General features: G+C 70.5%; 17 protein-coding genes and 1 pseudogene. 11 read left to right on the top strand and 7 right to left on the bottom strand.

What is annotated here, in order from left to right:
• Window positions 1-33 precede the first annotated feature (33 nt).
• Window positions 34-906: an isocitrate lyase/PEP mutase family protein gene (locus H7965_RS11080; RefSeq protein WP_186770639.1), complete on the top strand. Its 873-nt coding sequence runs from the start codon at window positions 34-36 to the stop codon at window positions 904-906.
• Window positions 907-923: 17 nt separating this feature from the next.
• Complete coding sequence (locus H7965_RS11075) at window positions 924-2021, top strand: alpha-hydroxy acid oxidase (protein ID WP_186770638.1); 1098 nt, start codon at window positions 924-926, stop codon at window positions 2019-2021.
• A 98-nt stretch (window positions 2022-2119) separates the two neighbouring features.
• Here H7965_RS11075 and H7965_RS11070 read toward each other — a convergent pair.
• A pseudogene (locus H7965_RS11070) lies at window positions 2120-3667 on the bottom strand (gamma-glutamyltransferase family protein).
• A 216-nt stretch (window positions 3668-3883) separates the two neighbouring features.
• Here H7965_RS11070 and H7965_RS11065 point away from each other — a divergent pair.
• The 5 genes from H7965_RS11065 to H7965_RS11045 all read left to right on the top strand — a co-directional run bounded on the left by H7965_RS11065 (window position 3884) and on the right by H7965_RS11045 (window position 10846).
• Window positions 3884-6064, top strand: a complete 2181-nt coding sequence (locus tag H7965_RS11065; RefSeq protein WP_222440566.1) for a LamG domain-containing protein — start codon at window positions 3884-3886, stop codon at window positions 6062-6064.
• Window positions 6065-6069: 5 nt separating this feature from the next.
• The gene (pepN, locus tag H7965_RS11060; RefSeq protein ID WP_186770637.1) at window positions 6070-8706 is read left to right on the top strand and encodes an aminopeptidase N; all 2637 of its coding nucleotides are present in this window, start codon (window positions 6070-6072) and stop codon (window positions 8704-8706) included.
• Between the two features lie 62 nt (window positions 8707-8768).
• Window positions 8769-9227, top strand: coding sequence for a cupin domain-containing protein (locus H7965_RS11055; RefSeq protein ID WP_186770636.1), 459 nt, complete (start codon window positions 8769-8771; stop codon window positions 9225-9227).
• A 3-nt stretch (window positions 9228-9230) separates the two neighbouring features.
• Complete coding sequence (locus H7965_RS11050; RefSeq protein WP_186770635.1) at window positions 9231-9953, top strand: hypothetical protein; 723 nt, start codon at window positions 9231-9233, stop codon at window positions 9951-9953.
• Between the two features lie 38 nt (window positions 9954-9991).
• The gene (locus H7965_RS11045; protein WP_186770634.1) at window positions 9992-10846 is read left to right on the top strand and encodes a phytanoyl-CoA dioxygenase family protein; all 855 of its coding nucleotides are present in this window, start codon (window positions 9992-9994) and stop codon (window positions 10844-10846) included.
• 22 nt (window positions 10847-10868) lie between these two features.
• Here the strand turns inward: H7965_RS11045 and H7965_RS11040 are convergent, their stop codons facing one another.
• Window positions 10869-11300: a hypothetical protein gene (locus tag H7965_RS11040; protein WP_186770633.1), complete on the bottom strand. Its 432-nt coding sequence runs from the start codon at window positions 11298-11300 to the stop codon at window positions 10869-10871.
• 340 nt (window positions 11301-11640) lie between these two features.
• On the opposite strand from H7965_RS11040, the gene H7965_RS11035 reads away from it, so the two are divergent.
• A complete protein-coding gene (locus H7965_RS11035) occupies window positions 11641-12645 on the top strand; it encodes a VOC family protein (protein WP_186770632.1) in 1005 nt (334 codons plus the stop codon).
• Window positions 12646-12884: 239 nt separating this feature from the next.
• Complete coding sequence (locus H7965_RS11030; RefSeq protein WP_186770631.1) at window positions 12885-14252, top strand: MmgE/PrpD family protein; 1368 nt, start codon at window positions 12885-12887, stop codon at window positions 14250-14252.
• Window positions 14253-14303: 51 nt separating this feature from the next.
• Here H7965_RS11030 and H7965_RS11025 read toward each other — a convergent pair whose 3' ends face one another.
• The 4 genes from H7965_RS11025 to H7965_RS11010 all read right to left on the bottom strand — a co-directional run bounded on the left by H7965_RS11025 (window position 14304) and on the right by H7965_RS11010 (window position 18839).
• Window positions 14304-15275, bottom strand: coding sequence for a Bug family tripartite tricarboxylate transporter substrate binding protein (locus H7965_RS11025; protein WP_186770630.1), 972 nt, complete (start codon window positions 15273-15275; stop codon window positions 14304-14306).
• Between the two features lie 147 nt (window positions 15276-15422).
• Complete coding sequence (locus H7965_RS11020; protein ID WP_186770629.1) at window positions 15423-16448, bottom strand: Bug family tripartite tricarboxylate transporter substrate binding protein; 1026 nt, start codon at window positions 16446-16448, stop codon at window positions 15423-15425.
• A gap of 67 nt (window positions 16449-16515) precedes the next feature.
• Complete coding sequence (locus tag H7965_RS11015; RefSeq protein ID WP_186770628.1) at window positions 16516-18513, bottom strand: oxidoreductase; 1998 nt, start codon at window positions 18511-18513, stop codon at window positions 16516-16518.
• Entirely contained in the window at window positions 18513-18839 is a 327-nt protein-coding gene (locus tag H7965_RS11010; RefSeq protein ID WP_186770627.1) for a carboxymuconolactone decarboxylase family protein, read from the bottom strand. Before H7965_RS11010 ends, H7965_RS11015 begins: the two co-directional genes overlap by 1 nt.
• A 259-nt stretch (window positions 18840-19098) precedes the next feature.
• On the opposite strand from H7965_RS11010, the gene H7965_RS11005 reads away from it, so the two are divergent.
• Both H7965_RS11005 and H7965_RS11000 read left to right on the top strand, forming a co-directional pair.
• Window positions 19099-19971, top strand: a complete 873-nt coding sequence (locus H7965_RS11005; protein ID WP_229682579.1) for a TauD/TfdA dioxygenase family protein — start codon at window positions 19099-19101, stop codon at window positions 19969-19971.
• A 112-nt stretch (window positions 19972-20083) separates the two neighbouring features.
• The gene (locus H7965_RS11000) at window positions 20084-22018 is read left to right on the top strand and encodes an adenylate/guanylate cyclase domain-containing protein (RefSeq protein WP_186770625.1); all 1935 of its coding nucleotides are present in this window, start codon (window positions 20084-20086) and stop codon (window positions 22016-22018) included.
• On the opposite strand, the gene H7965_RS10995 is transcribed toward H7965_RS11000, so the two are convergent.
• A complete protein-coding gene (locus H7965_RS10995; protein ID WP_186770624.1) occupies window positions 22011-22613 on the bottom strand; it encodes a FecR domain-containing protein in 603 nt (200 codons plus the stop codon). The two genes, H7965_RS11000 and H7965_RS10995, sit on opposite strands and share 8 nt — an antisense overlap.
• Between the last annotated feature and the right edge of the window lie 163 nt (window positions 22614-22776).

Genomic DNA, 22776 nt, shown 5'->3' with positions numbered 1-22776 from the left:
GGGTCGACCTGCCGCCTCTGGAGGGATGATCCAATGAACAGCGTCACCGATCGCCGCATGCGCTTCCGCAAGGTGCTGGCGGGCAATCTCTGCGTTCATCCCGGCTCGGTCTTCGACCCGATGTCGGCCCGCATCGCCGAGGAACTGGGCTTCGAGGTCGGCATGTACGCCGGCTCCACCGCCTCGCTCACCGTGCTGGGCGCCCCCGACCTCATCGTGCTGACCTTGACCGAATTCGCCGACCAGGCGCGCCGCATCTGCCGGGCGGTGAAGACCCTGCCGCTGCTGGTCGATGCCGATCATGGCTATGGCAATGCGCTCAACGCCATGCGCACATGCGAGGAGATCGAGGCGGCCGGCGTCGCCGCCATGACGCTGGAGGACACGGTGCTGCCGCGGCCCTATGGCGACGGCAAGGTCACGCTGATTTCGCTGGAGGAGGGCCTGGGCAGGGTCAAGGCGGCGCTGGCGGCGCGCGACGATCCCTCCTTCTGCATCGTCGCCCGCAGCGGCGTGGTTTCGGTGAACGGCATCGAGGACGCGGTGGCGCGGACCCGGGCCTATACCGCCAGCGGCGCCGACGCGCTGTTCTACACCGGCATCAGGACCAGGGCGGAGCTGGATGCGGTTTCGGCCGTCGCCACCCTGCCGATCATCCTCGGCGGCGTCGAGGGTACCGAGGTCAACGACAAGGAATACCTGGCGGCGCGCGGCGTCCGCATCGCCCTGCAGGGGCACCAGCCGATCATGGCGGCGCAGCAGGCGGTCCATGCCGCGCTGAAGGCGCTGCGCGACGGGGTGCAGCCCTCGGCGCTGCCCGGCCTGCCCAAGGACAATCTCATGGCGCGCGTCACCCGCGACGCCGACTACAAGCGCTGGACCCGGGACTATCTGGGCGGCAAGTGAACGGAGATCGCCGAGCAATGGCTACTGAGACCGAAAGCCCCTTCCAGACGCTGCATGAGTTCGTCAAGGAAGCGAAGTCCCGCCTCAGCCCCGGCAATTGGGACTACCTGGTCGGCGCCACCGAGACCGAGACGACGATGCTGCGCAACCGCACCGCCATCGACGCGCTGGCGTTCCGGCCGCGGGTGCTGCGCGACGTGTCCAGCATCGACCTGACCGGCCGCTTCCTCGGCAAGCCCATCACCCTGCCGGTGATGCTGGCGCCGGTCGGCGGGCTGGAGAATTTCGACCCGGAGGGCGGCGCCCCGGCGGCGCGCGCCGCGGCAGACTTCGGCGTGCCGATCATGGTCTCCTCGGTCTCCATGCCGGGGCTGGAGCCGATGGCGCAGGCGGGCAAGGGCCCGAAGGTCTTCCAGCTCTATGTCCGCGGCGACTGGGCCTGGATCGAGGATGTCAGCAAGCGGGCCATCGACGCCGGCTACGACGCCTTCTGCCTCACCGTCGACACGGCCATCTACAGCCGGCGCGAGCGCGACATCGCCAAGCGCTTCGTCAAGCCCTGGCGGGTGCGCGCCACCGGCCAGCATTTCCAGGCAGCGCTGAACTGGGACGATGTGAAACGCTGGAAGGACCGCTTCCCGGGCACACCGCTGGCGCTGAAGGGCATCGCCACCGCCGAGGATGCGGTGATCGCGGTCGAGCATGGGGTCGAGGTGGTCTATGTCTCGAACCACGGCGGCCGGCAGCTCGACCACGGGCGCGGCTCCATCGCCGTGCTGCCGGAGGTGGTGAAGGCCGTCGATGGTCGCGCCAAGGTGTGGGTGGATGGCGGCTTCGCCCGCGGCACGGATATCGTCAAGGCGATCATCCTCGGCGCCGAGCTGGTCGGCCTGGGCCGGATGTACTGCTACGCCCTGGCCGCGGCCGGCGAGGCCGGGGTGGCGCGGATGTTCCAGCTGTTGCAGACTGAGGTGCATGAGGTGCTCGGGCTGCTTGGCGTGACCAGCTTCGGCCAGCTCGACGGCAGCTACCTGCACCCGGCGGCGCCGGTGGTGCAGCCGCATGTCCACAGCGCCTTCCCGCTGACCAACCTGACCGATCCCGGCTACCGGTAAAATATTGGCGTGCGTAGATGCTGACGCATTTGCGCCCTCGGACGCCGCGTAGCCCGCGTTCGCGGCCGTGGACCGGTTAAGGAACCGGTCCGCGAGCCTCAGACCCCGGCCGCATAGCCATCCCGCTGCGGGTCGGCGCCGCCCTCCGGCACGCCGTCCCACAGGGCGATGCCATGCACTCCGGCGAAGGCGTAGCTCTGGTAGCTGCGCTTCGTCGCATAGCCCATGGCGGCAAGCGCCTTCTCCGTCGCGCGCGGGATGCGGTTGGAGAGGTCCACCGTCTCGCTGGTGGCGGAGAAGCGCGGCGCGCTGACCGCTTCCTGCATGCCCATCCCCCAATCCAGCAGGTTCAGCAGCACCTGCATCACCGCGACGGTGATCCAGGCGCCGCCCGGCGCGCCGAGCGTCGCCACCGGGCGGCCGGCTTCCAGCACGATGGCCGGCGACATCGACGAATAGCGCCGCTTGCCCGGCGCGATCGACCCGGCACGGCCCGGCCGCGGGTCCATCCAGTTCATCGCCCCGTTCAGCATGAAGCCGGTGCCGGGTGGGATGACGCCGGAGGGCACCGCCAAGCTATGCGTCATCGACACCACCATGCCCTCGGCATCGGTGCAGGAGACATGGGTGGTGTTCGGCGCATCCGTTGTCGCCCGCACCAGTGAGGCGCGCTCGCCGCGGCGGATCCGCGCCGCGCACTCATCGGCATAGGCATCCGACAGCAGATGCTCGACCGGCACCGGCTGGAAGGCCGGGTCGCCGACATGCGCTTCCTTGTCCAGCCCGGCGATCTTCATCGCCTCCGCCACGACCTGGATGTAGGCCGGGGTGTTGTGGCCGAGCGCCGTCAGATCGAAGCGTTCCAGGATGCGCAGCATCTCGCCCACCACCACGCCGCCCGCCGGCGGCTCCGGCAGTGCCACGGTGAAGCCGCGGTAGGGCACGGCAAGCGGGGCGCTGACCGCTGCGCGGAAGCCGGCGAGGTCAGCCAGGGTGATCAGCCCGCCCTCGGCCTGCATCACCGCGACGATCTCGCGGGCGATTCCGCCCTGGTAGAACTCCTCGGCCCCGCCCGCGGCGATGCGCCTCAGCGTCGCCGCCAGTGCCGGGTTGCGCACCGTCTCGCCCAGCCGCTTCGGCGTGCCGTCCGGGCGCAGGTACAGCGCGCGGCCCTCCGCCGTGTGGCCGAGCTTCCGGACGTAGCTGAGCCGGCCATAGGGCCGCTCATCCAGGGTGAACATGGCGTGGACATGCGGGCGGATGATCCAGCCTTCGGTGGCGAAGTCCATCGCCGCCTCGAACAGTGCCGCCCAGGGCTTACGGCCGAGCGTCGCATGCGCATCGGCGAAGACCCGCAGCGCCCCTGGCACCGTCACCGAAAGCGGGCCAAGCTCATTGGCGTGGCCCTTCACCCGATAGCCGAAGCCATCGCTGCATTAGCCCTCGAAGGCATCGGCCCACATATCCTCGCGCACCGCCGCCGGGCAGGTGCCGAGGCCGTTGATCACCTGGTGCGTGCCGGTCCTCGGGTCGAAGACCTGCAAGGTGGCAATGCCGCCGATGCCGCACATCATCGGGTCCACCACCCCTTGGGTCAGGGCGCAGGCCAGCGCCGCATCCAGCGCATTGCCGCCGGCCACCAGCATCGCCGCCCCGGCCTCCACCGCTTCTGGCTGCGGGGCGACGACCATGGCGCCGGGCTGCGGCAGGCGGCGGGTGGGGCAGGGCATGGCGCGTCTCCCTCATTCCGCCGCAGCTTCGCGCCGGCACCACGCGTCCGGCAAGCCCGCGGGCCGCAATCCCCGCTTGCGCCAGCGCCGATGCATGGCAGGCTGGCGCCTGGGCTGCAGGGGGATAGCGCAATGGTGGTGCCGCTGATCGGATATCTGGACCGTTTCTCCGCCCGGCCGGGGGAGCGGCTGGAGGTCAAGGTGTCCTCCCAGCTCGCGCAGCCCTATGCCGCCGATCTGGTGCGCGTCCGTCACGCCGACCCCAACCCCGATGGACCGGGGATGAAGCTCATTCCCGTGCCGGCGCCCTGGGCGGGCGACTACCCCTCCGTCGCCAAGCCGGTCCCACGCGGGTCCTACGGGCGGGCGGAGGGCCGGCTCGATCTCGGCGATGCCTTCACCCTGCTGCTGCGGGTGCAGCCGCGGAAGCTGCGCGGGACGGACCGGCCGCAGGTGCTGCTGGCGCTGACCGGCGCCGGGCGCAGCCTGGTGCTGCGGGCCGATACCGGCGGTATCACCGCCGAGGCGATGGTCGATGGCCAGGGCGTCAGCGTCGCCAGCGGCGCCCCGCCGCTCGACCAGCGCTGGTACGAGCTTGCCGTCACCATCGGGGAAGGCCGGTTGACCCTGCGGCAGACAGCGCTGCAGATCAGCTGGGGCGCCGCCGACAGCGGCGCCGCCGAGGCGGCGCTGCCGATCGCAGATTGGAGCGGCGCCTATGCGCTCAGCCTCGCCGCCGCGCCCGATGCCAGCGCGCATTTCAACGGCCGCATTGAGGACCCTCTGCTGCTGCGCGGCACGCCGCGCGTCACCTTGGAGCATCCGGAAGCCCTGCTCGCCTCCGGCCGCGTCGCCGCCTGGTGGGATCTGTCCGTGGGGCAGGAGGGTGAGGCGATCCACGATCGCGGTCCCGCCGCGCTGCATGGCACGCTGGTGAACATGCCGGCGCGCGCAGTGAAGGGCAGCCGCTGGACCGGCGCCGAGCACGCCTGGCACCACGCCCCGCGCCATTACGCCGCGGTGCATTTCCACGAGGACGACCTGGAGGATTGCCGCTGGGCCACCGACTTCAGCGTGCCCATCCCCGAGGACATGCCGAGCGGCGTCTACGCCGTGCGCCTGCGCGCCGGCGAGCATTGGGACATGATCCCGTTTTTCGTGCTGCCGCCGAAGGGCGTGGCGCGGGCGAAGATTGCCTACCTCGCCAACACCTTCACCTGCCAGGTCTACGCCAACTACCGCCGGTCGGAGTTCCCCGAGACGCAGCTGCAGAAGCGTCGCGCCTGGGGTGCCTATCCCTATTGCGGCAACCTTGAGCGCGACTACGGGCTTTCCACCTACAACAACCACCCGGACGGTTCGGGGATCCATTTTTCCTCGCGGCTGCGGCCGATCATGAACATGCGGCCGGGCTTCCTGGCGGTGCCGGATGACAAGGGCTCCGGCCTGCGCCACCTGCCGGCCGACAGCCATCTGACCGATTGGCTGGAGGAGAAGGGCATCGAATTCGACGTCATCACCGATGAGGATCTGGACGAGGAGGGCGTCGCGCTGCTGTCGCGCTACCGCTGCGTCGTCACCGGCTCGCATCCCGAATACCACACGCCGGGCACGCTGGATGCGCTGCAGAGCTTCGTGAATGACGGCGGAAGGCTGGCCTATCTCGGCGGCAATGGCTTCTACTGGAAGGTGGCGCGGCGCAAGGAACGGCCGCATCTGCTGGAGATCCGCCGGGCCGAGGGCGGCATCCGCGCCTGGGCGGCGGAGACCGGCGAATATTTCAACCAGCTCGACGGCACGCTGGGCGGCCTGTGGCGGCGCAACGGCAGGCCGCCGCAGCTGCTCTGCGGTGTCGGCTTCAGCGGCCAGGGGAAATTCGAGGGCAGCCATTACCGGCTGCTGCCGGGCGCCACCGACCCGCGCGTCGCCTGGATCATGGAAGGCACCGGCATCGCCCCGGGCGAGGCTTTCGGCGGCTTTGGCCTTTCGGGCGGCGGCGCCGCGGGCTTCGAGCTGGACCGGGCCGACCCGCTGCTCGGCACCCCGCCCAACACCGTCATCCTGGCCCGCAGCGAAGGCCACCAGGAGCATTTCGTGACGGTGCCGGAGGAACTGCTGACCCATGTCACCACGGTGACCGGCGAGTCGCCGGAAGCCCTGATCCGCGCGGAGATCGTCTATTTCGAGACGCGCAACGGCGGCGCGGTCTTCTCCACCGGCTCCATCACCTTCTGTGGCAGCCTCTCGCACAATGGCTATGCGAACCCGATCTCCCGCATGCTCGAGAATGTGCTGACCCGTTTCCAGGCGTGACCCGAATGCCCGACAGCCCGAAGACCATCCGCCGCGGCGATTACGCGCCGCCGGCCTTCCTGATCGATACCGTCGATCTGGATTTCGCCCTCGACCCTATGGCGACCATCGTACGCAGCCGGCTGGCATTCCGCCGCAACCCGGCGGCGGCGGCGGATGCGCCGCTGCGGCTGGATGGCGAGGGCCTCACGCTCCTCGAGGCCCGGCTGGACGGCGAGGCGCTGCCGGAATCGCGGCGACAGCTTGGCGCCGACGGGTCGCTGACCATCACCGACGCGCCGGATGCGGGCATTCTGGAAACCAGCGTCCGTATCGCGCCGGAGCGCAATACCGCACTCTCCGGCCTCTATACCTCCGGGGGCAATTTCTACACCCAATGCGAGGCCGAGGGCTTCCGCCGCATCACCTTCTTCCCCGACCGGCCCGATGTGATGTCGCGCTACAGCGTGACCATCACCGCCGATCGCGCCCGCGTGCCGGTACTGCTCTCCAACGGCAATCCGGATGGCAGCGGCGATGCCGGGGAGGGGCGCCACTGGGCCCGGTGGGTCGATCCGCATCCGAAGCCGAGCTACCTGTTTGCCCTGGTCGCCGGCGACCTGGTGAACGTCCCCGACAGCTTCACCACCCGCTCCGGCCGCAAGGTGGCGCTGAACATCTGGGTGCGGCGCGGCGACGAGACGCGCTGCGGCCATGCGATGGACAGCCTGATCCGCTCGATGAAGTGGGACGAGGAAGTCTTCGGGCTGGAGTACGACCTCGATGTCTTCAACATCGCCGCCGTCTCCGACTTCAACATGGGGGCGATGGAGAACAAGGGGCTCAACGTCTTCAACACCAAATACGTCCTGGCCAGCCCGGAAACCGCGACGGATGGCGACTGGCAGGGCATTGAGACCGTCATCGCGCATGAGTATTTCCACAACTGGACCGGCAACCGCGTCACCTGCCGCGACTGGTTCCAGCTCAGCCTGAAGGAAGGGCTCACGGTCTTCCGCGACCAGGAGTTCACCGCCGATCAGGGAAGCCGCGCGGTGAAGCGCATCCGCGACGTGCGCGGGCTGCGGGCGGCGCAATTCCCCGAGGATGCCGGGCCCATGGCGCATCCGGTGCGGCCGGACAGCTACATCGAGATCGATAATTTCTACACGCCCACGGTCTACCAGAAGGGCGCCGAGGTGGTGCGGCTGCTGCACACCCGGATCGGTCCCGTTGCCTTCCGCCGCGGCATGGACCTCTACATCAGCCGCAACGACAACCAGGCGGTGACCATTGAGGATTTCGTCGGCGCGATGCAGGATGCCTCCGGCACCGACCTCACGCCCTTCATGCGCTGGTACGACCAGGCCGGCACGCCGGAGCTGACCGTCGAGGACAGCTACGATCCCGCGACCCGTCGCTACACGCTGACGCTCCGCCAGCGCACGCCGCCGACCCCGGGCCAGGTGGAGAAGCAGCCGCTGCCGATTCCAGTGGCGATGGGGCTGCTGGATGATACCGGCGCCGCGCTGCCGACGCGGCTCGCCGGCGAGAATGCGGCGCAGCCCGGCACCCGCGTGCTGCTGCTGGACGGCGCCGTGCAGGATTTCGTCTTCGAGGACGTCCCGGCCCCGCCGGTGCCCTCCCTGCTGCGCGGCTTCTCAGCCCCGGTGCGGCTGAAGGGCGTGCCGCAGGAACGGCTGCGCTTCCTCGCGGTGCATGACAGCGACCCCTTCGTGCGCTGGGACAGCGGACAGCAATACGCCGCCGCCTTCATGCTGGAGCAGGTTGCACGGGTGCAGCGTGGCGAGGCGCCGGGCTTCGCTCCCGCGCTGGCCGATGCGGTGGCGAATACCCTGGCCAGCGCCGATGCCGACCCCGCCTTCGCCGCCGAGGCGTTGGTGCTGCCGGGCGAGGGCTTCCTCGCCGACCAGATGGAGGTCGCCGACCCGGAGGCGATCCACCAGGTCCGCCGCCATCTCCGCCGGCAGATCGGCACGCACTGCGGCGCCGCGCTGCTTGCCACCTATCAGGCGCTGACCGAGACCGGCCCCTACCGCATCGATGGCCGCAGCATCGGCCGGCGCAGCCTGCGCAATGCCTGTCTCGCCTACCTCGCCGCCGCCGGGGAGGATGGGGTGGCCCTGGCCGCCGCGCAGTACCGGGCAGCGACCAACATGACCGACCAGCTCGCCGCCCTGGCCCTGCTCGCGGATGCCGAGACGCCGGCGCGCGAGGCTGGGCTGGCCGAGTTCCATGCGAAGTGGCGCGGCGACGATCTGGTGCTCGACAAATGGTTCTCCATCCAGGCGATGTCGTCGCGCCCGGGGACCATCGCCGCGGTGCGGGCGCTCTATGCGCATCCGGATTTCGACCTGAAGAACCCGAACCGCGCCCGCGCACTGATTGGCGCCTTCGCCAGCGGCAATCCGCTGCATTTCCACGACAGTTCGGGGGAGGGCTATCGCTTCCTGGCGGATGCGGTCATTGCGCTCGACCCGATCAACGGCCAGACCGCGGCGCGGCTGATCGGCCCGCTCGGCCTATGGCGGCGCCAGTGGGTGGAGCGAGGGGCGCTGATGCGACGTGAGCTGCAGCGGGTGCTCGACACGCCGAACCTCTCCAAGGGCAGCTTCGAAAAGGCGTCGAAGGCGCTGCAGTGAGCCGCGTGCCGGAGCGGCCGGGGCCCCGGGCCAAGCTCGATCCAACCATGGGAGGATCAGCCATGCCCTCACCCCTTCGCCGTGCCAGCATTGCCTGCGGCCTTGCCGTCGCCCTGATGGCGCCGGCGCACGCCGCCGAGGTCGATCCCCGCGCCATCGCACTTGAGCGGCCTGAGCAGATCCCCTGGGGCCCCGTCATCCGCGACGGCAATCAGCAGGCGGTGCTGGTCGGTGATTCCGCGAAGCCCGGCTTTCATGCGGTGATGCCGCGCTGGCTGCCCGGCCATGTGACCCGGCCGCATTTCCACCCCAACGACGGCTTCATCGCCATGCTCTCCGGCACCTGGTGGATGGGCAGCGGCCGGAAGTCAGACCCGGATTCGACGGTGCCGGCACCGGCTGGCAGCGGCGTCACCCATTTCGCTCGCGGCATCCACCACGACGGCGTCCAGGATAGGCCGGCGGTGCTGCTCATCCTTGGCGAGGGCCCTGGCACCTCGTCCTCCGCGGAGACTCGTTGAGGCATGGAGCAGGTGAGTATCGAGGCGCGGTTCCGCGGCCCGGAGGGAATCGGCAATGGCGGCTATGTCGCCGGCCGCATGGCCGGGCTGCTCGGCACCCAGCCCGCCGAGGTGACCTTGCGGCGCGGCTGGCCGCTGGACATGCCGCTGAGCATCGAGCGTGACGCCGGCGTGGTGCGCGCGGTGGATGCCGAGGCGGTGACCATCGCCGAGGCCCGCGCCACCCAGCTTGATCTGGTGCCACCGGAGCCGCCCTCGCGCGCCGAGGCGGCGGCGGCCACGCGCTGGTTCCTTGCCAGCCCGCTGAGCCATTCCATCGGCCGCTGCTTCGTCTGCGGCTCCGCCTGGGACGAAGGGGTCGGGTTGCGGGTGCTGACCGGGAAAGTGGCGGGGCGGGACGGCCTGTCCGCCGCGCTATGGGCGCCGCATGCCGCCTTCGCCGGGCCGGATCGCCGGATCGCGCCGGAGTACCTGTGGTCGGCGCTCGACTGCGCCGGCGCCTTCGCCTTCTCGGTGCATGGCGGGCCGCAGCGCATGCTGCTCGGCCGCATCGCCGGGCGGCTGGAGGGCAGCGTGGAACCGGGCGAGCCTTGCGTCGTGATCGGTTGGCAGATCGCCCAGGAAGGTCGCAAGCTGCACGCGGGCACGGCGATCTTCGGGGCCGATGGCGAACTGCGCGGGGTGGCGAAGGCGCTATGGGTCACGCCACCGCCGGTGGCAAGCTGATTGCGTGCCAGGACACTGTTCCGCAAGGATGAGCGAGCATGGGCAGGTTTCTCGACGATGCGCAGGTCGCGGCCTATCGGCACGACGGCTACGCCTCCCCCTTCCGTGCGGTGCCGGCCGTCCAGGCGGAGCATTGGCGGCGGGAGCTGGAGCGCACCACCGGTGCCTTCGACGCGGCTTTCCCGAAGCAGCCAGGGCGGCGCTACGCCTCCTCGCGCATGAAGCCCTATCTGCTGTTCCGCTGGGCGGCGGAGATGGTGCGCAACCCGGCGGTGCTGGATGCGGTGGAGGATCTCGTCGGCCCCGACATCCTAGTCTACCACACCACGCTCTGGTGGAAGCCGGCAGGCAGCGAGGCCTTCGTGCCCTGGCACCAGGACGGCACCTATTTCGGCCTGGCGCCGCATGAGCATGTCACCGCCTGGGTCGCGCTGACGCCAAGCACGCCGGAGAGCGGCTGCGTCACCATCCTGCCCGGCACCCAGCGCCAGGGCCAGTTGCCGCATGTCGACAAGCCAGACCCGGCGATCATGCTCAGCCGCGGCCAGACGGTGGCGGCCGAGGTGGATGCCGCAGCCGGCGTGCCGATTCCGCTGCAGCCCGGTGAATTCTCGCTGCACGACACGCTGGTGCTGCACGGCTCGGCACCGAACCGCTCGGCGCATGACCGCATCGGCCTCGGCATCAGCTACATCCCGGCGCGCTGCTACCACACCGGCCCGACCCGGCTATCGGCAACCCTGGTGCGCGGAGAGAACCGCTACGACCATTTCGATCTGGAGCCGGAGCCGCAGGCCGACATGGATGCGGCAGCGGTCGCCGCGCATCTCGACAGCATCGGCCGGTTCTGGCGGGCCAGCGAGCTGATGCCGGAAATGTCGCTGGTGCATTGACCCGTCGCGGCCTGCGGCCACGTCAGCCGAACAGCCAGTCCGGGCCGAAGTCCGGCAGGCTGTAGAAGCCCAACGGAACCTGCTCGGCGGCGGGCGTGACGAGCATGTCGAGCGCCGTGGCCGGCGCCGCCTCCACGGCCAGGCTGTTGCTGGCATCGGCGGATTCGGTATTCGCGAGGTTGAGCATAACCGGGCTGCCCGCGGTTTCGATGCTGCCGACGGCGATGCCGCTGATCTCGACGCCGCCATTGCCGTTGCTCGTGGCCGCGCCGGTATTGGCATTGGTGATGTTGGCCCCTCCACTCACGGTGAGCCCGTTGGCAGCACTCGCTTCTGGCACCTCCTGCCCATTGACCACCACACGCCCGGCCACATTGCTCACGCTGAGGCCTTGCGAGAGATCGATGCCGGTCAAACCAATGCCGTTGACGATGACTTGCGGAACTTCTGGCATGTCCCCACCCCGTGTCAAAATACAGTTTGGATGAAATAAATAGCTCTCCATTGGGCAGGACGATCCGGCCCTTCTCAAATCACAAACACTGCATCGCCAGCCGCCAAGTCCGGGCCGGCGGCAGGGCGATGCTGCCAGCGCATGGGGGGCACGAGATCCGCCGCATCCCGCTTGTCCGGCCGGTTCGGCTTCGCTCGCCCCTCTGGTCTGGCGTGCCGCATCCGCTGTCCGTACACTTCCGCATAAGACCGCAGCGGCCATGTGGCTGCCTGTCCCCTTGATTGCGTGGATGGGCGTCCTGGGCAGCACATCGGCGTGGCGCGTAAGCGGAGGAACCCCCATGACGATCCAGGCCCTGGGCTATGTCGGCATCGCGGCGAAGACGCCGGAGGACTGGGCGGGCTACGGCGTCGATTTCCTTGGCCTGCAATTGGCGGAGCGCAGCGCCGCGCAGCTCGTCTTCCGCATGGATGACCGCAAGCAGCGGCTGGTGGTGACCCCGGCCGACCACGACGGCGCCCGCTTCTTCGGCTGGGAGGTCGCTGATGCCGCCACGCTCGGCACCCTCGCCGCACGGCTGGAAGCGGCCGGCCATGGTGTGGTGCACGGCGATGCGGCGCTGGCGGCGCAGCGCCGGGTTGCCGGGCTGGTGGTGACCCAGGACCCGATGGGCAATCGCATCGAGATCGTGCATGGCGCCGAGAGCACCGACGCGCCCTTCCTGCCCGGCCGCAACCTCAGCGGCTTCCGCACCGGCGTGCTCGGCATGGGGCATGCGGTGCTGACCGTGCCGGAGATGGCGCCGGCGCTCGGCTTCTACCGCGACCTGCTCGGCTTCCGCATCTCCGACTACGTGACCAGGCCGTTCCACGCCTATTTCCTGCACGTGAACCCGCGGCACCATTCGCTGGCGCTGATCGAGACCGGCACCGCCGGGCTGCACCACATCATGATGGAGCTGTTCCAGCTCGACGACGTCGGCCAGGGCTACGACCTGGCGATGCTTGAGGAGGGACGCATCGCCACCTCCCTCGGCCGCCACACTAACGACTTCATGACCAGCTTCTACGCCCGCACCCCGGGCGGCTTCATGATCGAATACGGCTGGGGCGGCAGGGTGGTGGATGATGCCACCTGGCAGCCGGTGGAGATGCATTCCGGCCCCAGCCTCTGGGGCCATGAGCGCACCTGGGGCTCGCCGGAGATGAAGGCGGAGGCGCGGCGGCTGAAGCTCGAAGCCGCCCGCAACGGAGAGCGCCAGCCGGTGCAGGTGCTGCCCGGCAACCACAGTCTGATCGCCGGCGAATGCGCCTGGTGGGACCAGCTGCACGCGGCGGCCGAGTGAGGTGGCAACTGCTCCGAAGGTCCTGCCCGCACGGCGTGGGTGGTGGTCGGTTCCTCTCCACAACAGGAGCTGGTGCATGCCGAGGGCGCGGCGGCCTATGTTACCCGCGGATTCGCCTGCCGGTGATGCAGGAGCGAACAGAGCGGCTCTACACCTATGACGTAGCGAAGGTGCCGGTCTGACCGGGCGCCGCGGCCTTCGTCCCGATGGGGCGGCCGGAAAAGGGAGAGGAAACATCCATGACCGAGACGCTTGCCCAACGCATCGGCGCCTTTGTCGCCGGCTTCGGCCCGGCCGCGCTCACCGCCGAGGAAGCCCATCTCGCCCGCCGTGCCCTGCTGGATACCATCGCCTGCGCCCTTGGCGGGCTGCGGGAGGCGACGACGCAGAAGGCGCTCCGCTACGCCCGTGCCACCAGCGGCCCCGGCGCCGCCCATGTCTGGGGCTTCAATGACCGGCTCGGCCTTGAGCAGGCCGCCTTCGTCAACGGCGTCGCCGGCCATGTGCTGGATTATGACGACGTGACCACGCCGCTGCGTGGCCATCCTTCCGTCGCCATGCTGCCGGCGCTCTGCGCCCTGGCCGAGGCGGAAGGGAAGGGGATGCAGGCGCTGGCCGCCGCCTATGTGGTCGGCTTCGAGGTGATGGGGCGGCTCGGCGAGACGATCGGCGACGAGCATTATGCCCGCGGCTGGCACGCCACCGCCAGCATCGGCACCCTCGGCGCCACCGCTGCCTGCGCCAACCTCCTGGGGCTTGCGGCGGAGCAGACAGTCAATGCCATCGGCCTCGCGGTGGCGCAGGCCGCCGGCAGCCGGGAGAATTTCGGCACCGACGCGAAGAGCTTCCAGGCGGCGCACGCCAACCGCGCCGCCCTGCAATGCGTGCTGCTGGCGCGCGAGGGCTTCGATGCCTCGCCGGCGGCGCTGGACGGGGCGCGCGGCTACCTCACCCTCTACGGCAAGGGCGAGGATCCGGCGCAGGGCTTCGCCGGCCTCGGCGAGACGCCGCGGCTGCTGCTGCGGGCGGGGCTGGAGGTGAAGAAATACCCGATGTGCTACGCCACCCACCGCACCCTGGACGGGCTGCTCGACCTGAAGGCGGAGACCGGCATCGGCCTGGCCGATGTCGCGGCGGTGGAGGTGGAGGGCAGCAACCGGGCCTTCACGCCGCTGCTGCATGACCGGCCGCAGACCGGCCTGGCCGGCAAGTTCAGCCTGCAATACGCCGTCGCCGCGGCGCTGGCCGATGGCGGCGTCGGCCTGCCGGCTTTCGAGGATGCCGCGGTCCAGCGCCCGGCGATCCAGGCCTTCCTGCCCATGGTCACGAAGCGCGAGGGCAGCGGCGCGCTGAACCCGCGTTATGCCGAGATCACCGTTCGGTTGAAGGATGGCCGTAGCCTGCATCGCCGGGTGGAGGCGCTGCGCGGCGGGCCGAGCCTGCCGCTGACGGATGCGGAGCTTGCGGCGAAGCTGGGCGATTGCCTGGCGCATGCCGGCAGCACCGCGGCGGCCGGGATGATCGCCGCGGCGATCCTCGACCCGGCGGATCGCCCCGTCGCCGAGGTGATCCGGCTGCTCGCGCCACTGCGCGCTGCGGCGGAGTAGGGCCAATGCCCCCCCCCGTGCCGCAGGGGGGGACGCACTTACCGCTTCGCGCTACTCGATGCGGATGTTGTTGGTCTGGATGATGTCGCGGAATTCCTCGCGATGGGTCTTGAGGAATGCGGCGAAGGCGGCGCTGCCGCGCGGGTCCGGCTGCATGCCGATGCCGGCGAGGCGTTCCCGTGCCTCCGGTGTTGCCAGCGCCTTCGCGGTTTCCGCCGCCAGCTTGTCGACGACCGGCCGCGGCGTCGCCGCCGGCATCATGTAGCCGCCAAAGGCGCCGACGTTGTAGCCTTCGATGCCCGGCACCCGGGCCAGCGGCGTCAGGTTCGGCGCCAGCTCAGTGCCGCCCGACAGCGACACGCCGAGGGCGCGCAGGCTGTTCTGGCGGAACAGCGGCCCGGTCGCGGCCAGGGTTTCGATGGCGAAATCCACCTGCCCGGCCACCACCGCGGTCAGCGAGGGCGAACTGCCCTGGAACGGCACATGCACCGTGTCCAGCTTCGCCTTCGCCAGGAACATCAGGGTGATGAGATGCGCCGCGGCGCCGGTGCCCGAGGTGGCGTAGGTGTATTTGCCCGGCGAGGCACGGACCTTGGCGATGAACTCCTCGGCCGTCTGCGCCGGGAAATTATTGTTCACCACCAGCACATAGGGCGAGATGCCGATCATCGCGACCGGTACGAAATCCTTCTCCGGGTCATAGGCAGTGCGCTGCACCAGCGGCGCGGTGGTGATCGGCCCGGTGGAGGCGGCGAGGATGGTGTAGCCGTCCGGCGGCGCCTTGGCGACGAAATCGGTGCCGATCATGCCGCCGGCACCGGCCCGGTTCTCCGGCACCACCGGCTGGCCCCATTGCTCGGAAACCTTCTGCGCGACCACCCGTGCCATCAGGTCGGTGGCCTGGCCGGGCGGCCAGGGCACGATCAGCCGCACCGGGCGCGACGGGTAAGCCGGCTGAGCCCGGAGGATGGCCGGGCTGGCGATTGCCGCGGCACCGGCGATAAGAAGGGTTCTGCGGTGCATCCCTGACGTTCCCTGTAAGTTGTATGACCCTAAGGAGGCCTTGCTTGAGGGTTTAAGCCGCGTCGGCTCCGCTGCCAAGCGCCGGCGTTACGATGCCGTATTCAAAGGCTCCGGCGGGCACTGGGGGCGGCCCGCCGGACCACCGCCTCAATCCAGCCTAGCGCCCGAGACCTGGACCAGATCCCGCCACACCGCATCCTGTGAGCGGAGGAATTCAGTGAAGGCGGCGGGGCTGTCGTCGGACACCGGGCTGAAGCCCAGCGGCAGCAGCTTCTCCCCATAGTCGCGGCTGCGCACCGCGGCGATGGTGGCCGCATGCAGCTGCTGGACCACCGCCGGCGGCGTGCCGGCCGGGGCGGAGATGCAGTACCAGAACTCCATGTCCATGTCGGTGCCTGGGATCAGCTCGGACATGCTCGGCACCGCTTCGATGCCCGGGACATAGGTGACCCGCTTGGCGCTGCCGACCGCGAGCGGCCGCAGCCGGCCTTCCCGCACATGCGGCATCAGCGCCGGCATGCCGTCGAACAGCATGTCGACATTGCCCGCCAGCAGATCGTTGAGCCCGGGCGCCAGACCACGATACGGCACGTGGTTCAGCTCGATCTTCGCTTCCTTGGCGAGCTTCGAGATGGTGAGATGGCTGATGGTGCCGATGCCCGAGCTGCCGGTGCTGATCCGCCCCGGCGCTTCCTTCGCCGCCTTGACCAGGCCGGCAAAGTCGCGCCATGGCTTGTCCGCCCGCACCACCAGCAGGGTGCTGCCGACCGACACGCGCGAGACATGGGTGAAGTCGCGCATCGTGTCGAAGGGCATGGCGCCGCTGTAGAGATACTTGTTCGCGCAGAAGATGGTCGCACCGCCGAGGAACAGGCTGTAGCCATCCGGCGCGGAGCGGGCGACGGCTTCCGCGGCGATATTGCCGCCAGCGCCCGGACGGTTTTCGATCATCACCGGCTGGCCGAGGGTCGCCGACATCTTCTCGCCCAGCAGCCGGGCGGTGATGTCGGCCGCGCCGGCCGCGGGGAAGGGCACGACGATCTTCAGTGGACGGGTTGGGAAACCCTGCGCCCGCGCCACCGCAGGCAGCGCCAGAGCACCAAGCAGCGTGGCGCGGCGGGAGAGCCTGGGGGTGTACGGCCTCCCACTCTTCCCGGATGTCGGTGAGTTCATGGTTTCTTCCTCCCTGAGGGAGCGGGCCACTGCTGCCATGCAGCGCAACGGACCGCAAGGGTAACAATTATCCGGCGCCCGTCGCATGTGGCAAGCCGACCGCCAGCCCAGTCATGAAGCCGTCGCGCAGCACCGAGAGGAAGTCGCCCGGCTGGTTGGCATCGCCAACCAGCGTATAGGGCACGCCCGCCGCCTCCACTGCCGGCAGCACCTCGCGGTTCGGCAGCGCGCCGATGGCGGCGATGACATGGTCCACGCCCACCACCGCATGCGGCGCGCCGTCCGCGGTGAACTCCAGCCGCCCGCCGACGAGGCGCTCGACCCGCGCCTTGGTGTGGAAGCGGACGCCGGCCTGCTCCAGCCGCAGCAGCAGGTCGGTGCGGTTGTTGCGCGCCATCTGCGGCGCCAGCGCCGGCATCGCTTCCAGCACCGTGATGCGGCAGCCGCGCAGGATCAGCATGTCGGCTACTTCCAGGCCGACGATGCCGCCGCCGACCACCACCACCGTCGCACCCTCGGGGATCAGCGCGGGATCGGCGATAACATCCCAGGCCTGCAGCGGCGTGGCGCCCGGAATGCCGAGTGGCCGCGGTCGTGCGCCGGTGGCGACCACGATATGGTCGGGCGCGAATGCACGGATCATCGTCGCATCGGCGTCGACGCCGCAACGCACCGGTACGCCGAGCGATTGCAGCAGGGTCCAGCGATAGCCCCAGGCCGGCTCTACCTCCGCCTTGTCAGGCGCGGCGACCGCAAGGTGGATCTGCCCGCCCGGCCGGGCAGCCTTCTCCCAGACCTCGACCTGATGGCCGCGCGCCGCCGCAACCCTTGCCGCCTCGATGCCGCCGACGCCGCCGCCGAGCACCAGCACCCGCCGCGGCGCCGGGCGTGGCCAGGCGGTGGGGCCGGTCGGCTGCGGTTCGGCCAGCGCCTGCTCCTCGAATTCGGTGCCCAGCATGGGGTTCACGACGCAGGAGACGTCGCGCTCCAGGGTCAGCCGCTCGAAGCAGACGTTGCAGGAGATGCAGCCGCGGATCGGCGCCGGCGACTTTCCGAAGGCCTTGCGCGGCCAGTAGGCATCGGCGGTCAGCGCCCGGCCGAGCGAGATGAAGTCAGCGCTGCCGGCTTCCAGCACCGCCTCGGCATCCTCGGGCGAGAGGATCCGGCCGGCAATGATGGTGGGGATGGAGACTGCCGCGCGGATCGGCCGCGCATGCGGCTCCAGGGCGCGGCGCGGCATGGAAGGCGGCTGGATGCAGAAGCGCGACAGCGCCGGGCTCTCATTGGTGCCGCCGGAGAGGTCGAGCGCGGTGACGCCGGCCTGTTCCAGCATCCGGGCGACGGCGATGACATCCTCGATCGGGTAGCCATCGTCGCAGTATTCGGTGCAGGACAGCCGGACCCAGAGCGGGAAATCCGGCAGCGCGTCGCGGATGCGGTGCACCGTCTCCAGCAGCAGCCGGGCGCGGTTGGCGATGCTGCCGCCATACTGGTCGGTGCGATGGTTGATTCGCTGCGTGAGGAATTGCTGGAACAGGTAGCCATTCGCCGCATGCAGCTCGACCGCATCGTAGCCGGCCTGCCACAGCCGCCGCGCCGAGGCGACGAAGTCGAGCTGGATGGCGCGGATCTCATCGGCCTGCAGCACCCGCACTTCATCGCCGGTGTTCGGGTTGCGCCAGGGGGAGGGGCCCACCGGCTCCATGTTCAGCACCATGCGCCGCAGCAGCCCGCCGCGATGGTTGAGCTGGCCGATCGCCAGGCAGTCATGCTGCCTGATCGCCTCGACCAGCCGCGCGAGGCCGGGAATGAAGCGGTCGTGGTAGATCCAGAGCGAGTTGTTGTGGGCGCGCCCGCCCTCGCTCACCGCCATCGCCTCGGTGACGATGGCGGCGACGCCACCCTCGGCGCGCAGGGCGTAGTAATGCCGGTCGCGCTCCGTTGAGAGCCCGTCGCCGGTGCCGAAATTGGTGCCCATCGGCGCCATGATCAGCCGGTTCTTCAGCCGGAGCGGACCGATCCACCCCGGCTCGCCGATCCGCAGCCCGCCCTGCGCCACGGGCATCAGTCCTTCTTGGACTCGAACACATCCACCGCGACATGCGAGGCGGTCATCGCTGCTGGCCAGCCGGCGTACATCGACAGATGGGTGATGATCTCGGAGATCTCCTCCTGGGTCAGCCCGTTGCCGAGGCCGCGGCCGATGTGGCTGTTGAGCTGATCTTCCCAGCCGAGCGCCACGAGTGCCGCGATGGTCACGATGCTGCGGTCGCGCTTCGAAAGCTGCGGGCGTTCCCAGAGGTCGCCGTAGACGTATTCATTGGTCATCTCGACCAGCTTGCCGAAATGCGGCTTGATCCGGTCGCGCCGGGCGGAGGGGGGGGCTGCCATCTTGGACTCCTCTGGGTTGCACAGGCGGAAGCTGGCACGGCGCGGGCGACCGCCCGCGGACACCCTCCGGCTTCGAGGCGCCGATCCTAGGGCAGACGCGGTGGGCCGCAACCGGGGCCGCCGCATTCGCCCTGGGTGCCGGCATCAGTCGGGGGAGGGGGTGGCGCGTCAGGCTTTACCCCGGCTTCGGACCGGGCGCATGATCCGCATGACGGCCGCCAAGCCGGCCGCGCGCCATGAGCGTCGGAGGAAAATGCCAATGTCAGAGCTGCGGAACAGCGAATACCGCCACCTCGAGGTCAGCCGCATCGCCGGATCGCTCGGTGCCGAGATCGATGCCGTCGACCTCTCGCGCGAGCTGGATGACGAGGTGCTGGGCGAGATCCGCCGGGCGCTGCTCGACAACCTCGTGGTGTTCTTCCGCGGCCAGCAGCTGACGCCGGACCGGCTGCTGGGCTTTGCCCGGCGCTGGGGCGACATCCACCTGCACCCTTACATGGCCGGGATGGATGAGTTCCCCGAGGTGCTCGAGATCAAGAAAACCCCGGCCGACAAGAAGAACTTCGGCGGCTCCTGGCACTCCGACCAGGCCTTCACCGCGAAGCCCGCCATGGGCACCATGCTCTACGCCAAGGAAGTGCCCTCGGCCGGCGGCGATACGCTGTGGACCAACCAGTACCTGGCCTATGAATCGCTGTCGCCCGGGATGCGGCGGATGCTGGACGGGCTGAAGGGTGTCTATCGCGGAGATAATTTCAGCAGCCACGACGGCAAGACCCGCAAGGAGTTCTACGCCGACAAGATCTCGATGAAGGTGAAGGACCCGGGCGACACCCAGACCATCTCCACCCACCCGCTGATCCGCACCCATCCGGAGACCGGCCGCAAGGCGCTCTACGTCGGCGGCCATCTGCATCGCTTCGAGGAGATGACGGAGGTCGAGAGCAAGCCGTTGATCGACTTCCTGATGCAGCATTCGACCCGGCCGGAGTTCACCTGCCGCTTCCGCTGGCAGACCGGGTCCATGGCCTTCTGGGACAATCGCTGCACCCAGCATTTCGCCATCAACGACTATCCGGCGGAAACCCGGATCATGCATCGGGTCACCATCTGCGGCGACACGCCGTACTGAGCACGGGGCGGGCGTTCCGGCAGCCCGGCCCGCCCGGTGCCGGGGCCATCGACAGGGTGAGGCGGTAGCCGCCGGCCGCGGCGCCGCATGAGCGGCCAGGAGGCCTCGGCCGATGCCGCCCTTCCGCCCCAGCCCCGCAGCTCGCTTCGCCTGGCTGGCGGCGGGGCTGGGCCTTGGGCTGTGGCTCGCCTCGCCCGCCGGCCTCCGCGACACGCTGCGCGAGCGCGCCACCGACCTTCTCCACACCACCCCAATCGAGGCCGGCGCCGCCCAGGTGATGGTGGTGGATATCGACCGGGCGGCGCTGGACCGCATCGGCGCCTGGCCCTGGAGCCGCGCCAGCCTGGCCGCCCTGCTGCGCGTGGTGGCGGCGGCCAGGCCGGCGGCCGTCGCGCTTGACATGTTGGTCACTGAGCCGGACCGGCTCTCCCCTGCCGCCCTGGCCCGCCGCCTGGCGGCGCTGACCGGGCGGGAGGAGCTGGCCGGGCTCGCCGCCACGCTGGAGGATGGCGACCGCCTCCTCGCCGAGGCCATTGCCGCAGCACCCACCGCCCTCGGCCTGCTGCCGGAGCAGCATGCGACCGAGGCCAGCCTACCGGCGGTGCCGATCCTGCTGCGCGGGATGGTGCGGCTGCCGGGGATCGGCACCGCCCCAGGGGTGCAGGGGCCGATCCCCGAGTTGGCCGCGGCCGCGGAGGGGCTTGGCCTGCTCACCCTGGATGCGGATGCCGATGGGCGGGTGCGCCGGGTGCCGCTGCTTGCCCTGGTCGGCGGCGTGGCGCGGCCAGGGCTGGCGGTGGAGGCGGTGCGGCTGCGCGAGGGCGCCGGCGCCCTACAGTTGGAAGCCGATCCGCTGAGTCTTGTCGTCGGCGGGCAGCGCGTGCCGCTCGACCCTGGTGCCACGCTGCGCCTGCTGCCGACTGACCCGGCAGGCTGGCCCGCGCGCAGCCTCTCCGCCGCCGCCCTGCTGGCTGAGCCGGAGCGCTTCGCCGCGCGTCTCACCGGGCGCATCGTGGTGGTCGGCGGCAGCGCGCCGGAGCTGGGCGGGCTGCGGCCGGCGGCGCGCGGCATGGCGGTGCCCTCGGTGCAATTGCAGGCGGATGCGGTGCTGGCGGTGCTGCGCGGGGTGGCGCCACGCCGGCCGCCGGTGCTGGTCATCGCCGAGACGTTGGGCACCGTGGCGCTGGTGCTCGGTGTGGTGCTGGCCGGGCTGGCGCTCCGCCCGCGCCATGCGGCGCTGATCGCCGGTGCCGCCGTCGCCGGCTGGGTGGCCGCGGCATGGCTGCTGACCCGCGCCGGCCTGCTGCTGGATGGCGGCGGGCCGCCGCTGCTCGCCGCCATCGGCTATGTCGCCGCCGCCGTCGCCACCCATTTCGCCGCCGAGCGCCGCGCCCGGGCGCTGGAGGCGCGGTTCGAGCAGCGGCTGGCCCCGGCGGTGGTGCAGCGCATCCTGGCCGCGCCGGAGGCGATCCGCCTGGATGGCGAACTGCGCGAGGTGACCGCCCTCTTCACCGATATCGAGGGCTTCACCGCCATGACCGAGCGCGCCGCTCCGGCCGAGCTGGTGGCGCTGCTCGACAGCTATCTCGATGCGCTGACCGCCACGGTGGTCGCGCATGACGGTATGGTGGAGAAGATCGTTGGCGATGCCGTGCATGCGGTGTTCAACGCGCCGCTCGACCTGCCCGCGCATCCGCGCCGGGCGCTCGATTGCGCCGTGGCACTGCTGGCGGCGGCGGAGGCGCAGCGGGCGACGCCACTCGGCCGCAAGCTCGGGCTCGGCCGCACCCGGATCGGGCTGGAGACTGGGCCGGCGGTGGTCGGCGATGTCGGCGGCAGCGGCAAGCTGGACTACACCGCGCATGGCAATGTCATGAACACCGCGGCGCGGCTGGAGGCGGCGAACAAGCAGCTCGGCACCTCGATCTGCATCGGCCCGGTGGCGGCGGCGCGGATCGGCCATGCGCGGCTGGTGCCGCTCGGCCCGCTCGCGGTGCGCGGCCGGGCGGCGCCGCTCGAGGTCTACACCGTCCCGCCGCTCAGTTAACCGAGGCGAGCGCCGCGGCGATTCGTGGCGCGCCCCAGGCGATGGGCGGGGTCGGTGGCGCGCCCGGGCTGGCGATGTCCGAACCCAGGCCGGCGGTCAGCTCGACCGCACGGTCGGCGGCGACCAGCAGCACCGCGCCACGCAGGACGAAGACGCCGAAGACGCGGTTGCTCGGCCCGGCCCAGACCCGCGTGCCGCGCACCGCGACCAGCCCGAAGGGGGAGCGGATGGCCGTGCCGCCGGCGCGGTCCTGCGGCCCCAGGTCGAGCAGCATCGGCCCGCGTTCCAGGGTCAGCACGCCGCCGCTGCGGGCGAGGAAGCGGTCCAGCCGCAGCCGCACCCCGGCGCCGAGCCGCAGCTCGGTATCGGCGCCGAGGCGGAGCACCAGGCGGGACTCCTCGGCCGTCTCCATGATCTCGCCGGTGAAGACCGGCATCGTGGGGCTGAGGCTGCGGCGCCCGCGGGGCGATTCCGCCACCGCCTCGCCGCGGACCGCCTCCACCCGGCCGACGCTTGCCTGTGCCAGGGCAGGGCGTGCCAGCAGGGCGGCCAGGACCAGGCTGCGGCGCCCTAAGCCGGTCGGGGTGTTGGACATCGGGCGCGGCCTCCATCGCCGTGACGGTCGCGTGACGGAAGGCCGAAACCCCTTCCGGCCGCAAGCCGTGCCGGGGTCCCGCCGATCACAGCCACGATACCGCCCGGGCCGGCTACGCAGGTGACAGGCCGGCGGGTCCCGCGCATCCTCCGTGCCGATGCGG

This window comes from Siccirubricoccus deserti (assembly GCF_014283215.1).
Lineage (GTDB): Bacteria > Pseudomonadota > Alphaproteobacteria > Acetobacterales > Acetobacteraceae > Siccirubricoccus > Siccirubricoccus deserti.
Note: the sequence above shows the minus strand (reverse complement) of the source record. Positions and strands in the feature narration are given on the sequence as shown.